Source organism: Embleya sp. NBC_00888, from assembly GCF_045207655.1.
Classification (GTDB): Bacteria; Actinomycetota; Actinomycetes; order Streptomycetales; family Streptomycetaceae; genus Embleya.
Genome location: NZ_CP108785.1, coordinates 3,963,212 through 3,976,663, shown reverse-complemented (window position 1 = coordinate 3,976,663; position 13,452 = coordinate 3,963,212). Strand labels below are relative to the sequence as shown.

9 protein-coding genes, 1 pseudogene and 1 riboswitch are annotated in these 13,452 nt (G+C 71.0%); of the genes and pseudogenes, 6 read left to right on the top strand and 4 right to left on the bottom strand.

Going from position 1 to position 13,452, the window contains the following annotated elements:
• Positions 1-5 precede the first annotated feature (5 nt).
• Both OG948_RS51540 and tuf read right to left on the bottom strand, forming a co-directional pair.
• Positions 6-2,741 carry a hypothetical protein gene (locus OG948_RS51540; protein WP_331771994.1) on the bottom strand — a complete coding sequence of 912 codons (2,736 nt, stop codon included), beginning with the start codon at positions 2,739-2,741 and terminating at the stop codon, positions 6-8.
• Positions 2,742-3,068: 327 nt separating this feature from the next.
• Positions 3,069-4,262: an elongation factor Tu gene (gene tuf / locus OG948_RS51535; protein ID WP_331771993.1), complete on the bottom strand. Its 1,194-nt coding sequence runs from the start codon at positions 4,260-4,262 to the stop codon at positions 3,069-3,071.
• Positions 4,263-4,711: 449 nt separating this feature from the next.
• On the opposite strand from tuf, the pseudogene OG948_RS51530 reads away from it, so the two are divergent.
• Positions 4,712-5,547 (top strand): annotated as a pseudogene (locus tag OG948_RS51530) (short-chain fatty acyl-CoA regulator family protein); the annotation flags it as partial.
• An 88-nt stretch (positions 5,548-5,635) separates the two neighbouring features.
• Here the strand turns inward: OG948_RS51530 and OG948_RS51525 are convergent.
• Positions 5,636-5,839: a cold-shock protein gene (locus tag OG948_RS51525; protein ID WP_331771990.1), complete on the bottom strand. Its 204-nt coding sequence runs from the start codon at positions 5,837-5,839 to the stop codon at positions 5,636-5,638.
• Positions 5,840-6,252: 413 nt separating this feature from the next.
• On the opposite strand from OG948_RS51525, the gene OG948_RS51520 reads away from it, so the two are divergent.
• Positions 6,253-7,191: a hypothetical protein gene (locus OG948_RS51520; protein WP_331771989.1), complete on the top strand. Its 939-nt coding sequence runs from the start codon at positions 6,253-6,255 to the stop codon at positions 7,189-7,191.
• 29 nt (positions 7,192-7,220) lie between these two features.
• Here OG948_RS51520 and OG948_RS51515 read toward each other — a convergent pair whose 3' ends face one another.
• Complete coding sequence (locus OG948_RS51515) at positions 7,221-8,210, bottom strand: ArsR family transcriptional regulator (RefSeq protein WP_331771988.1); 990 nt, start codon at positions 8,208-8,210, stop codon at positions 7,221-7,223.
• 154 nt (positions 8,211-8,364) lie between these two features.
• Here OG948_RS51515 and OG948_RS51510 point away from each other — a divergent pair, with 154 nt between their 5' ends.
• The 4 genes from OG948_RS51510 (at position 8,365) to OG948_RS51495 (ending at position 13,329) form a co-directional block, all read left to right on the top strand.
• Positions 8,365-9,579, top strand: coding sequence for an MFS transporter (locus OG948_RS51510; protein WP_331771987.1), 1,215 nt, complete (start codon positions 8,365-8,367; stop codon positions 9,577-9,579).
• 99 nt (positions 9,580-9,678) lie between these two features.
• Positions 9,679-9,858, top strand: a riboswitch (M-box (ykoK) riboswitch).
• Positions 9,859-10,235: 377 nt separating this feature from the next.
• Complete coding sequence (locus OG948_RS51505) at positions 10,236-11,408, top strand: magnesium and cobalt transport protein CorA (protein ID WP_331771986.1); 1,173 nt, start codon at positions 10,236-10,238, stop codon at positions 11,406-11,408.
• A 173-nt stretch (positions 11,409-11,581) separates the two neighbouring features.
• Complete coding sequence (locus OG948_RS51500) at positions 11,582-12,082, top strand: MarR family transcriptional regulator (protein WP_331771985.1); 501 nt, start codon at positions 11,582-11,584, stop codon at positions 12,080-12,082.
• Entirely contained in the window at positions 12,073-13,329 is a 1,257-nt protein-coding gene (locus tag OG948_RS51495; protein ID WP_331771984.1) for an MFS transporter, read from the top strand. Before OG948_RS51500 ends, OG948_RS51495 begins: the two co-directional genes overlap by 10 nt.
• Positions 13,330-13,452: the final 123 nt, after the last annotated feature.

The following is a 13,452-nucleotide window of genomic DNA, read 5'->3' as shown; positions in this document are numbered from 1 at the left end:
GTCGGTCAGTCGGCGATCTCGGTGATCTGTGCGCGGGTCTCCGCGGCCTGGGCCTCGATCCGGCGCTGCACCTGGGCCGGGACGTGCTTGGAGCGGAAGTGCCCGACCATCCTGTCCAGTACCACCGTGGCCTGTGCGACGTCGCCTTCCTTCGCGTGCACCGTCGCCAGCCGTCGCATCGCGGCGTTGAGGGTGATGTTGTCGAGGCCCTCGTCGCCCTTGGACGCCTCGATCGCGGCGGACAGTTGGGTGATGCTCTCCTTGATGTCGGGTTCGCGGACCTGGACCCGTCCGTCGCGCAGATGCTGGAAGTGGCGTCCGGCGTTGGCGCCGCGCGCCAGGCGGGCGTACGCGGCGAGCGGGTGCCTGCCGTGCTTCTCCACGACCTCCGCCAACGCGTCGTTCCCCTCCCGCAGTTGCGGCGCGTCGGAGCCGAGCAGGGCGAGCAGCGTGCCCTGTTGGTCGCCCAGCAGCAGGTCGCCGACCTCCTGCTCGACGCGGGTGATCGGGTGCCGGACGCGGATGGCCCGCGCTTCGGAGACCACCCGGGAACCGTCCGGCGCGAGATACACGGCGGTGACCTTGTACCGGCCGGGGTCGGAGAAGTACAGGCCGTCGCTGCCGTAGCCGATGAAGGCCGTGTCGTAGACGGCCGGTTCCGCCTCGGTCAGCGTCCGCACCGGCACGCCCGGTCCGTGACCGGTACACAACCGCGCGATCGGCCGGAACAACCGGGTTCGGCCCTGCGGGTCGCCCACGAAGATCGCGACGTGCTCGCTCTTGGGGGTCAACTCGGGGACGACGCGCACATCGCCCCGGGTGCCGGTGCGGGTCAGCTTGAGTTCGGCCATGACCGGCTCGCCGTACTCGAACGTGGTCTTTCCGCGCACCTCCAGACGCAGCCCGGACTCGTCGGTGATCGGGGCCATCGCGACCTCGGCGCCGCCGAGGTCGAGCGCCGAGTCGACCACGAAGTTGTCGCCGCCGGGCACGACGTGCCGGTAGAAGCCGTGCCGCAGGTGGCGCAGTTCGTCGTCGGAGAATTGGAAGGCGAACGCGCCCCAGAACGCGTCCTCGCCGTTGTCGCCGGACGGACCCTGGTAGTTCTGCGGGTAGTTCATCCAGGACAGGTCGCCGAAGCCGTTGTTCGGGCCGAGCGGCGCGGGCGGCCGGGCCAGGTCCTTCTGCCACGCGTGCAGCAGGTTGAAGGCATGGCCCAGCTCGTGCACGTAGGTGTGGAATTCGTGGTTGCGGCCGACCAGTCCGAAGTCGGCGAGGGCGCTGTGGAACACCGCCATGCCCTGGCGCTGCGCGCCGCTCTGGTCGAACATCACGCCGATGACGCCGTTCTTGGTGTGCCGGGTCGTCACGAACGTCCACAACTTCCACTGCGGGACGTCGCGTTGCAGGCTGAAGTTGGCCACCATCGACGCGTGCAGTTCGGCCTCGGACCAGCGCAGGTCCGCGCCGGAGGTGTCGGCGGGCACGTTGGTGGTGCCGGCCACGCGCAGTTCGATGCCGGCTTCGGCGTACGCGTCGGGGACCGTCGCCACCCGGTGCCGGTACCACGCGGGCGCGGGGCCGCGCGAGGTGTCGTAGCGCGTGAACGGAACCGTGCCGGCGATGTTGTCGGTCTCCACGTCCACGCTGCGGAAGGCCGTGGATTCGTACGCCGCCGACCACTGGTCCCCGTCGTCCCAGGCCGGGACGGCCAGGATCAGGTCGGCGTCGCCCTGGGGTTGCCCGACGGCGCTTCGCGGGACGACCACCTGTAGGTCGGTGCGGGTGGAGGGGTTGGCGAACCGTACCGAGCCGGTCACGTTGATCTGCACCTGGTGCTCGGACACCAGCGCGTCGACGCCGCCCGCGCGGAAGGAGTTGGTGTATGTCGTCGTGCCACCGGTGACGGTGAACACGTCGCCGCTGACCGTGTTGAGCGCCCGGTCGCCGTCGACGTCCAGCCGCAGTTCGACCCGGCCGGCGCCGTTGACGCCCACGTACCGGCCGCTGACCGGGCGGTACCGCGTCGTGAACGGGGCGGGCAGCGCGGCCAGGCCGGGCATCAGCGTGGCGAGCGGGCCGGTCTTCTCCGCGCCGGTCGCCCAGCCGAGCACGCAGCCGATCTCGCCCCGGATCAGCAGCGAGCGGCGTGTGCCGTCGGCGGCCGGGGACAGCGCGAGCACGTGGTCCAGGTCGGCCCGGAAGTCGGCGGGCAGTCGCGCCCATCCGGCGCAGCCCGCCGGGTCCGGGCCCTCGGTGATCAGGCGTTCGCGTTCGACCCCGGTCACCCAGTGCAGGGTCAGCACGCGCGGCCCCTTGAAGAAATACGTGCGCCAGTTGCCGTCGGCGGAGTTCGGTGCCTGCGACATCGCGTCGATTCCCGAGCGGTATCCGGCGGGAAGCGCGATGCCCCAGTTGTCGTTCCGCGTCCACGGCACGTCCCGGATGACGCCGCGGTCCCAGTTGTAGAGCAGCGCGCCGTCCCCGCGCACGAACATCGTCTGCCACGATCCGTGCGGGTCGTCGGGCAGTTGCAGCAGGCCGTCGGTGTAGAACCAGTACGGGTCGGGAACGCCGCCGAGCTTGCCGCCCCCGGCGCCCGCCAGGTCGCCGTTGTAGGCGAGGCCGTTCTCGTCGATCACGGCGACCTTGTCGCCGCGCAGGAAGAACGCCTGCCAGGCGGTCGCGGGAGTGGCGAACGCGCCCGCGAATCCGGTGCTCTTGTGTCGTATCAGTGCCATGGGCTCTCTCCGTCCGCCAAGGGTGGAGGTGCAGGCCGGGAGGCTCTTCGCGTTCGGCGCACGGCCGACACGACCGGGTATGTGCCGTTGGTTGCTCCCGAGTCGGAGTCTGACACGCCCGACAGCGGGGTCGGGGCGATACGGCGAAAGACGTCATATTGTTGTTCGAAGGCGGTGATCCCGCCCCGAGGCGGACGGAGCGGGCGGTCGGCGTCGCGAGGGCGACGCGCGAAGCGGCGGTCGTCGATCCGGCATCGCGCGGATGGACGACCGGCCGCTCCCGGAGCGCGAAGTCCGGGCCCTGTGCTCGCTGTTCGACAGCAAGGACTACTTGTTGATCTTGGTGACCTGACCCGCGCCGACCGTACGTCCGCCTTCGCGGATGGTGAAGCGCAGGCCCTCCTCCATCGCGACGGGCTGGATCAGGTTGACGGTCATCTCGGCGTTGTCGCCGGGCACCACCATCTCGGTGCCCTCGTTGAGGGTCACGACGCCGGTGACGTCCGTGGTGCGGAAGTAGAACTGCGGGCGATAGTTGTTGAAGAAGGGGGTGTGCCGGCCGCCCTCGTCCTTGGACAGGATGTAGGCGGTGGCCTCGAACTCGGTGTGCGGGGTGGTCGAGCCGGGCTTGATGATGCACTGGCCGCGTTCGACGTCCTCACGCTTGATGCCGCGCAGCAGCAGACCGACGTTCTCCCCGGCCCGACCCTCGTCGAGCAGCTTGCGGAACATCTCGATCCCGGTGACCGTGGTGGTGGTCTTCTCCGGCTTGATCCCGATGATGTCGACGGTCTCGTTGACCTTGAGCACGCCGCGCTCGATCCGGCCGGTGACCACGGTGCCGCGGCCGGTGATCGTGAAGACGTCCTCGACCGGCATCAGGAACGGCTTGTCGACGTCGCGCTCGGGCTGCGGAATGTTCTCGTCGACGGCCTTCAACAGGCCGAGCAACTTCTCGCCCCACTCCTTGTCGCCCTCCAGGGCCTTGAGCGCCGAGACTTGCACCACCGGGGTGTTGTCGCCGTCGAATTCGTACTCGTTGAGGAGTTCGCGGACTTCGAGCTCGACCAGTTCCAGGATCTCCTCGTCGTCCACCATGTCGGCCTTGTTCAGCGCGACCACGATGTAGGGCACCCCGGACTGGCGGGCCAGCAGCACGTGCTCCTTGGTCTGCGGCATCGGGCCGTCGGTCGCGGCGACCACGAGGATCGCGCCGTCCATCTGCGCGGCACCGGTGATCATGTTCTTGATGTAGTCGGCGTGCCCCGGGCAGTCCACGTGCGCGTAGTGCCGGCTTTCCGTCTGGTACTCGACGTGCGCGATCGAGATCGTGATGCCCCGCTGCCGCTCCTCCGGCGCCTTGTCGATCTCGTCGAACGGCGTGAAGGGATTCAGCTCCGGATGGGCGTCGTGCAGCACCTTGGTGATGGCCGCGGTCAGCGTCGTCTTGCCGTGGTCGACATGACCGATGGTGCCGATGTTGACGTGCGGCTTGGTCCGTTCGAACTTCGCCTTCGCCATGCGAATCCTCCTCTTGCCCGGACGGTCCGACCCGGTCTCACCGGCTCACCGTCCACTCTTCCGATCGGACAACGCGCGAGTACGACCGCCGGGACGAGAGATGTATCCCGAGATCAGAAGTCACCAATGGTGGTCATATCGACGCGCACCGTAACCATATCGGGATCACGGCGAGCGCCCCGGATCCCCACGCTCGCCCCGCCAAGTGCGCCCCGTGTGTGTCCGGGCGTCAGGGGCGCGGTCGGGCTTCGATCGACGGCACGTCCCGTTGGGCCGGGCCGGAACGAGTGGTCGACGGCGAGTTGTTGGACCGGGTAACCGCGGTGGGTCGGCGAGTTCGAGGCGTCGTGGAGCCGGGTTTCTTCGCCGAGTCCGACACGCTATGGCTGGGCGCGGACGTACGCGCGGCGCCGGCCGACGAGGCGTGCGGGGCCGATGTCACGCCTGCCGAGGCCGAGGAACCGGCCCGGCGCATGCCCGCGGTCGCGCGTGCCCTGGTCACCCTGCATCGGCGCTACCGGGACGGCGCGGACCAGGTCGCCGCGCTCGCCGGCTCCGCCGCGTGGACCGGCCCCTCGGAACCGCACGACGAGATCCGCGACTTCTTCGCCCGTCGGCACGATCACGTGGCCGAACTCGACCACGCGGCCGAGGAACTCGCCCGGGAGGCGGGGGTACTGCCGGGCGCCGCGGCGCCCGGCCTGGTGGCCCGGCTGGAGCGGCGGCACGGGGTCCGCGTGGTCGACACGCCGGCTTCCGCGCGAGCGGTGGACCCGCGCGCCTACGATCCGGTCGGCCGCATTCTGCACCTGGACGCGCTGCCGACCCAGGACGGCGCGCCTTCCAGACGGCGACACAACTCGCGGCGCTCGAACAGGGCCCGCTGCTGGACGCGATCGTGGCCGACGCGGACCTCGCGGGCCCGGTGTACGAGGCGTTCTCCGCGCCGGGCCGCATCCTCACCCGGATCGCCACCATGCCCGACGGTCGCGCCTACTTCCGGATCGCCCGTACGGTCACCCGCGGGCGGCGCGCGTGGGGCGGTGCCGGGGCCGGCTTCGCGGTCGCCCTGGGTTGCGAACTCCGGCACGCACACCGACTGATGTACACCGACGGCCTCGCCCTGAGCGATTCGCGGGCGGCGACGCCGATCGGCCTCGGATGCCGCGTGTGCGAGCGCCGCGACTGTCGCCGGCGGGCGTATCCCGCCGCCGGGCACCGGCTCGCCGTCGACGAGAACCGCACCACCCTGGTCCCGTACCGGGTCGACTCCCCCGGAGTGTGACCCGAAGGCCCCGGGTGCGCGCGGCGCCGGTTTTCGGGCGAAATGTGTCGTGCCGCGGTGGCCTGCGGCCACCGCGGCCGGCGACGTACTAGGAGGCGACGATGTTCTCCGCCTGCGGGCCCTTCTGGCCCTGCGTGACGTCGAAGGTCACCTTCTGCCCCTCGAGAAGCTCACGGTACCCACTGCCGGAGATGTTCGAGTAGTGGGCGAAGACGTCGGGGCCGCCGCCGTCCTGCTCGATGAAACCGAAGCCCTTTTCGCTGTTGAACCACTTCACGGTGCCACTGGCCACGGTCGAACTCCTCGATCAGATAAATGGAATCGCGCCACGCGAGGTGCGGGCCCGGAGGTGATCGCCATGGTCCGAGAAGCGCTGTGGACAGCAAAATCGCCCGTGATCGCGATCACGGGCGAACGAACGTCGAGCCACGACTACTGGGGAACGACCGTACCCGAGCAGGGTTCGCCGCGCCATGTCCCCGACCAAACAGTCACGAGCGCAACACCGGCTCGGGGGTCAGACAGTGCCCTCGGGCACGGATTTCGGTCGAACTCCCGGAGTGCGCACCCATCAGCCGGCGGTTCGACGAAATTCCGGCTACCCCTCCCCCCGCTCGTTGCGCCATGCTTGGTCGGTCAGGGGGGATCGGTGCGAACGGGCTCAAGCCCCACCGATCGGGCACCGCACGAGGAGCCACGAAACCTGTGACCACACGGCCGAACCACGATTTCGAGGACCGTCGCACGTTCCAGGGCTGGGGCACCGTCCCCTGGCCACTGCTGCAGGCGAACCAACTCGCCAGGCTGGATCTGCCCCGTAACCCCGGCGCACGCGTCGCCGCGCGCGTGCGGGGCCGGGACTGCGACAACGAGAACGTCGTGCGCGCGCTGTACGACGCACGCGAGTCGACACCCGACGGCGCCGGCATCGAGGAACTCCTCACCGCTCGCACCGGTCGACACGTCTGCTCGGGATGCGACGCCCGCACCGAACAAGTGACGACGCGATGCGACGACGGCCGGAATCTGTGTCCGGCCTGCCTGACCGTCACGATGATCACTCTCACCCAGGCGAGGGCCCGCGAGGAACGGGCCCGGCAGGCCGCGTGGGCCCACGAGGTGCTCGCCGACCCCGCGTCGACATGGGTGCACGTGGACGCGACGCCCGGGAGCACGGCACCCGACGGACGATCGGGCCCCGCGGCCACCGTCACCGTCACCGCGATCGACCGCTCGCGGACACCCCTGCCGCCGCTGTCGATACCCCTGGTCACCGCGTCCCCGGACGCCCCGTCGCGGGCCGCCGCGAGCCGGGCGACGCACGCGGCCGTCACGAGCCGGGACACGGACGAGACCGTCGCCTCGAGGTGGCGCGGGCGGCGCCTGATCGTCTGGGACCACGACCACGGACGGATCCTCACCGCCTGGTCCGAGCGCGGCGAAGTGCGCTTGCGCTGCGACTATCGGGACATGCTCCACCACCGACTGCCCGCCTGGCGCGGCCTGGTCGACACCGCCGGGAAACCCGTACGCGAATGCCTGCCCCCGGGACGCGCCGACCGACTGTACGTCGCCACCGCCCGCATGGCCGCCGGCCCCGACCCCGCCACGCCCGACCCCACCCCGGACGCCTCGCCCGACTGACCCCCGAACTCCGCGCGAACCGCGCGCAGTTACCCCGACCGACCCCCACCCAGCAGTTCGTCGCCCAGCGGCGCGCGACGGTACAGCACGTGCCGTCCGTCGCGCGCCCGGGAGACCAGGCCGGTGGCATGCAGCACGCGCAGGTGCTGGGACACCGCGCTCGGGGTGACGCCGAGCCGGCGGGCGATCTCGACCGTGGGCAGCGGCTCGTCCAAGAGGCCGAGCAATCCCGCCTTCGACGCACCCACGAGGGACACCAGAGCGGCCGGGTCGGCGACGGGCGAGCGTGCCCACAGCGTCGCCACCGCGCGGCTGGGGTAGGCCAACGACGGCGGTTCCTCCGGGCTGACCGGGGGCGCGGGCTTGTGCGCGAACACCGACGGAACGAGCAGCAGGCCCCGGCCCGACGCCGAGACGTGATGCCGGCCGATCATCTTGTCGATCTCCAGCACCCCGTTGTGCCAGCGCAGATTCGGGTGCATGTCGGCGAACAGCAGGCGGGCGCCGCCCACGGCCAGTTGCCGCGCGCGGTAGGTCATGTCCGCCTCCAGCAACAGGCGCATCCGCGGCCACATCGGCTCGACGGCGATCTCCCAGTACCGCCGCAGGAGTTCGCAGATGGCGTCACGGAGCGCGAGCACGGGCGCGTCGTCCTCGGCGCCGGCGTCGAGCAGCGCGACCGGCAGCGGGTCCGGGGCGTGCGTGGCCGACAGGTCGCGCCGCACCAGATCCGCGGGGGTGCGTCGCACCACGGCCAGTTCCTCGTCGAAGGTCGCCGCGAAGGTCGCCGGCCGCGGCGTCAGGAAGTCGGGGAGGGTAAGCCTGGCCGCGACCAACGACATCAACAGCTCGGTGTCGAGCGCTCGGAGCTCGCCCAGCACCGCTCTGCGCCACGGCAGGTGCAACGCGGCCAGTCCCGGCTCGCGCAACACCCGCAGACTGACCACGGTCTCGTGCAGCGGCGAGAGCGCGAACCGCGTGTCCGCGAGATCCTCGACGCCGAGCTCGAAGCTGATCATTAAGCCATACGCTACATCCATTGGCGGCGTGGCACGGGTGCCGTGAACTGCCACGCATGACACACGCAGCCCGCCCCCGGTCCCCGGGGCCCTCCCCCGGAACGACCCGCCGCGTCGCCGACACCGTGGACGCGCACGACTCGGTGGACGTGCAATGAGCCGCGGCCTGGTCCTGATCCTGTCCCTGACCTGCGCCGTCGGCGTGGGCAACATCTACTTCCCACAGGCGATCAGCCCACTGATCGCCACCGGACTGCACGAGTCGCCCGACGCCGCCGCACTGGTGGTGACCGCGACCCAAATCGGCTACACCGCCGGGATCTTCCTCCTGGTGCCGCTCGGCGACCGACTCCCCCACCGCACCTTCCTGGTCACCCTGCTCGCCCTCACCGGCGTCGCCCTCCTGGCCGCGGGCTGCGCCCCGACCCTGCCGCCCCTGGTCGCCGCGAGCGCGCTCGTCGGCGTCACCACCGTGGCCGCCCAGATCGTCGGCCCGCTCGCGGCCGGGCTGGTCGCCGCCGAGTGCCGCGGCGCGATGATGGGCACCCTGCTGAGCGGCTCGATCGGCGGCATGCTGCTGGCTCGCACCTTTGGCGGGTCACTCGGCGAATGGCTGGGGTGGCGCGCGCCCTACCTGGTGGCTGCGGTCCTGGTGCTGCTGCTCGCCGGCGTCCTGGCGCGCGTCCTGCCGAAGACGGTCCCGCCCTCGCGCCGGCCGTACCCGGCCCTCCTGGCCGAACCCCTGCGCCTGCTGCGCACCGAACCGGAGTTGCGCCGCTCCTGCTTCTACCAGGCGACGATCTTCGCCGGGTTCTCGGCCGTGTGGACCTGCCTGACCCTCCTGCTCACCGGCCCCACGTACGACCTGGGCGCCCACGCGGTGGGAATGCTCGCGCTGGTCGGCGCGGCAACCATGGTCTGCGCCCCGATCGCCGGACGCCTGGTCGACCGCGGGGGACCCGACACGGTGAACCTGGTCTGCCTGCTCGCGGTCCTCGGCTGTGCCCCCGTCCTCGCCGCGGGCGCCGTGGGCGGCACCCCGGGTCTGGTCGCCCTGGTGCTCGGCACCCTGCTGCTCGACATCGCGATGCAGTCCGGCATGGTCGCCAACCAGGCCCGGGTGTTCGCGCTGCGCCCCGACGCCCGCAGCCGGCTCAACACCGCCTACATGACCTGCGCCTACCTGGGCGGCAGCGCGGGTTCCTGGATCGGGGTACAGGTCCACGGCCGGGCCGGATGGCCCGGCGTGTGCGCGCTCCTGGCATTCCTCGCCGCGCTCGCCCTGGCCCGCCACCTCGTGGCGCTGTACGGCCGAGGATCCCGCACGAACCGATCGTGCCGGACGGACCACGCCCGCACCGACGCGTGAGCAGCCCGCATCGCGATCGGATCGGATCGGATCGCGAAAGCGGGCCGGAAACCGTGTACCGGGCGTTCGCGGGGCGGGTCTAGACTGGCCCGAGTTGTGCAGGCACCTCGTTCGGTGAGGCGTCGTCACGGACACAGGCCACTGACCCCACGACGTCGAGAGACGCCCAGGTTCAGGACAGGTCTCCCCGGCTTAAGGGGTGACCCCAAGTGGCTGCGCGCGGGCTCCCGGGCGCTACGCCGTGGCGTGCCAAAGCTCTGACGAGACAAGGGGTGCGCCGTCCGCGATCCGCGGGCCGGGCCTCCTGTTGCCGCGATCGGCGACGCCGTCGGGCGTCCGAGGGCAAGGAGGTGAGAGCTGTGGCATGCAGTAGTCCGGGTCGAAGTCGACCCCACCCAGCCATGTCCCCGTCCTCGTCCCGTCCCCCTCGCGTCCCGCGCCGGCCCTCGCTCGCGACCTAGCGTCCGCCCCTGCCCTGCCGAGTCTCGGCACCGGGGTGGCGACGCGGGTCCGCCGTGGGTGGGCTGCCGCGGAATGCCCCCGTCGTGGTACCGGCTGTTCGCCGCTTCGCCATCTCGCCGTGCCTTCCGGGCAGGCGCGCGGTGGTGGAGTGGGGTGATGCCCGTGGCGGGTGTATCCCTCTGGAGGTTCCTGTCATGTCCGACTGGCGTGCACGCGCGGTCCGTGCCGGAAAGCGGCCGTTCGTCCGGCCGACCCACGCGACCCACGGCACCGGGGCGCAGCCCGCCCCCGAACACTCGATGGACCCGCGGGCCGACCCGCAGACCCCGGTCGAGGTGTCCCTGGCGCGCAGCGTGGTCGACGCCGCCGTGTATCGGCAGGGGCGGCGGATCGACGCGCCGGCGACGCCGGAGGAGATCTACCGGAAGTTGCCCGGCGCGCCCGGCACCCTGACCTGGATCGGGCTGTACCAGCCGGCCGAGACCCAGTTGCTGGCCGCCGCCGAACGCTTCGATCTGCACGAGGTGGCCGTCGAGGACGCCATCGTCGCGCACCAGCGCCCCAAGCTGGAGCGCTACGGCGACACGCTGTTCGTGGTTTTGCGGGCCGCTCGCTACCTGGACGCGAGCGAGCAGGTGGACTTCGGCGAGATCCACCTGTTCGTCGGCCCGGAGTTCGTGCTGACCGTGCGCCACTCCGAGTCCCCGGACCTGGCCGCGGTACGCAATCGGCTCGAAGGCGACCCCGAACTGCTCGCGTTGGGCCCGGAGGCGGTGCTGTACGCGGTGTTGGACGCGGTGGTCGACGGGTACGCCCCGGTCATCGCGGGCTTGCAGAACGACATCGACGAGATCGAGACCGAGGTCTTCGGCGGCGACCCCAAGGTCTCCCGCCGGATCTACGAACTCTCCCGCGAGGTCATCGAGTTCCAGCGCGCCACCCGTCCGCTCCTGGAGATCATGAGCAGCCTGGAGGCGGGATTCGAGAAGTACGGCACCGACGAGGAACTCCAGCGCTACCTGCGCGACGTCGCCGACCACGCCACCACCGCCGCCGAGCGCGTCGACGGCTTCCGGCAGATGCTCGGCGCCATCCTCACCCTCAACGCCACTCTGGTCTCCCAGGCCCAGAACGAGGAGATGAAGCTGCTGGCCGAGGCCGGCCACGCGCAGAACAACGAGATCAAGAAGATCTCCTCGTGGGCGGCCATCCTGTTCGCCCCGACCCTGATCGGCACCGTCTACGGGATGAACTTCGACACCATGCCCGAACGCGCGTGGACCTACGGATATCCCTTCTCGATCGGCATGATGGCCGCCGTGTGTCTGAGCCTGTACGTCGTCTTCAAGCGCCGCGACTGGCTCTGACCCGCGGCCTCTCACCCACGACCTCGTACCCACCGCCTCTCTCACCCACCGCCTTCGACGTACCGCCTGCGGCCGACGGCGTCCGACGCACCCCCGCGAGCCGCTTCGGCTCGCGCACGGGGGCGTTCGGCAATATGTGACAGTGCTTATATAAGTGCTGTTATGATTTCCGCATGCCCCAGGACCACGCATCCGATCCCTCCCGGCACAGCCACTGGCGTCCGCTGCGGCTGCTCCAGGCGTCGATGGACGCGGACATCGCCCGGCTGTACGCGGAGAAGCGCATCGAGGGGCTCAAGCCGAGCTTCGTGATGGAACTGCTCCGGCTGCACGCCACCGGGCCGATGACCATCACCGAACTCGCCGAGTCCGTCGGCCGGACCCATTCGGCGCTCAGCCAGAAGGTCTCCGCGATGCGCACCGCCGGTTGGGTGCGGACCGTCGCGGGTGAGGACGCGCGCAGCAAGAAGGTGACGCTCACCGACGAGGCCCGCGACATCGTCGGGCGACTGGCGGCGGAGTGGCGGGCCACCGAGGCCGCCATCGCCGAGATCGAGGCGGAGATCCCCTATCCGCTCACCCGCGTCGTCACCGACATCGAACAAGCCCTCGAACGCAAGAGCTTCCACGACCGGATCGCCGAGAAGCTGGCGCAGGACCCCGCATGGGAGTGAGGCACGCGCTGATCGACGTGTCCCCGCTGCGGACGTCACCACCGTTTCGACGGTTGTGGATCGGTCGGACCCTGTCCGGCCTGGGCAGCCAAATGGCGGTCGTCGCGGTGATGTTCCAGGTCTGGCAGACGACCGGCAGTACCGCCTGGACCGGTGCCGTGGGCTTGGCCCAGGCCCTTCCGATCGTCGCGTTCGGACTCTTCGCCGGGTCGCTCGTCGATCGCGTGGACCGGCGGCGGTTCTATCTGATCACCACCTGCGGCCTGGCGTCGTGCTCGCTGCTGCTCGCCGTGCAGGGCTTCCTCGGACACCTCCCGCCCACGGGCGTGCTGCTGTTGGTCGCGCTGCAATCCTGCTTCGTGGCCGGCAGCGGCCCGGCGGCCCGCACCTTCATCCCGCACCTGCTGCCCAGGGAGCAACTCGCGGCCGGGCTGGCCCTGAACGGGATGTCCTTCCAGGGCGCCATGCTGGTGGGCCCCGCACTGGGCGGGCTGATCGTGGGCGGATTCGGCGTCGGCGCCTGCCACCTGATCGACGCCCTCACCTTCCTCGCGGCGATCCACGGCGCGCTGGGCCTGCCCGGGATGAGCCCCGGTGACGAGCAGGTGCGCCCCGGTCTCCGAGGCGTGTTGGACGGCCTGGCCTTCCTGGTCCGTACCCCCGTCATCCGCGGAGCGCTCCTGACCGATCTGGCCGCCACCGTGCTGTCGATGCCGATCAGCCTGTTCCCGTTGATCAACGCCGAGCGGTTCGACGACAATCCGCGCACCCTCGGGCTGTTCCTCACCGCCATCGCCGTCGGCGGCGTCGTCGCGTCCGTGCTCTCCGGGGCCTTCACCCGACTGCCCCGCCCCGGCCTGGTGATGCTCGGCGGATCCGCCGCATGGGGCGGGTCGCTCGCGCTGTTCGGTCTGTCGCCCAACCCGTGGGTGGGGCTCGGCTTCCTGGTCCTGGCCGGCGCCGCCGACACCGTGTCCGTCATCTCCCGGAACACCATCGTCCAGTTGCACACCCCGAACGAGTTCCTCGGCCGGGTCGGCGCCGCCGAACAGATCGTCGGACAGGCCGGGCCGGACATCGGCAACCTGCGCGGCGGTCTCGTCGCGAACGCCACCTCGGGTACGGCGGCCCTGATCGGCGGCGGCCTCCTGTGCGTCGGCGCGGTCGCCCTGGTCGCGACGACCACACCAAGCCTTCGCCGATTCGCCGCGACGCCTACCGGTCCGGCCGCGCTCACCAAGTCCTGACCGGCAACTCGCCCGCACCGCATCGAACTTCGCGGGCGAGCCTGCGACCGGGAGGGGACCGTCGCGGCGCGCGGCAGGGCAGCCGGAGGCCCGCCCGGAACACGGCGGGTGACCCGGGCTCGT

What these genes read in the sequence shown, in the direction of transcription:
- OG948_RS51540 (WP_331771994.1), bottom strand. Translation starts at nt 2,741, where the DNA reads ATGGCACTGATACGACACAAGAGCACCGGATTCGCGGGCGCGTTCGCC.
- tuf (WP_331771993.1), bottom strand. Translation starts at nt 4,262, where the DNA reads ATGGCGAAGGCGAAGTTCGAACGGACCAAGCCGCACGTCAACATCGGC.
- OG948_RS51515 (WP_331771988.1), bottom strand. Translation starts at nt 8,210, where the DNA reads ATGATCAGCTTCGAGCTCGGCGTCGAGGATCTCGCGGACACGCGGTTC.
- OG948_RS51510 (WP_331771987.1), top strand. Translation starts at nt 8,365, where the DNA reads ATGAGCCGCGGCCTGGTCCTGATCCTGTCCCTGACCTGCGCCGTCGGC.
- OG948_RS51505 (WP_331771986.1), top strand. Translation starts at nt 10,236, where the DNA reads ATGTCCGACTGGCGTGCACGCGCGGTCCGTGCCGGAAAGCGGCCGTTC.
- OG948_RS51500 (WP_331771985.1), top strand. Translation starts at nt 11,582, where the DNA reads ATGCCCCAGGACCACGCATCCGATCCCTCCCGGCACAGCCACTGGCGT.
- OG948_RS51495 (WP_331771984.1), top strand. Translation starts at nt 12,073, where the DNA reads ATGGGAGTGAGGCACGCGCTGATCGACGTGTCCCCGCTGCGGACGTCA.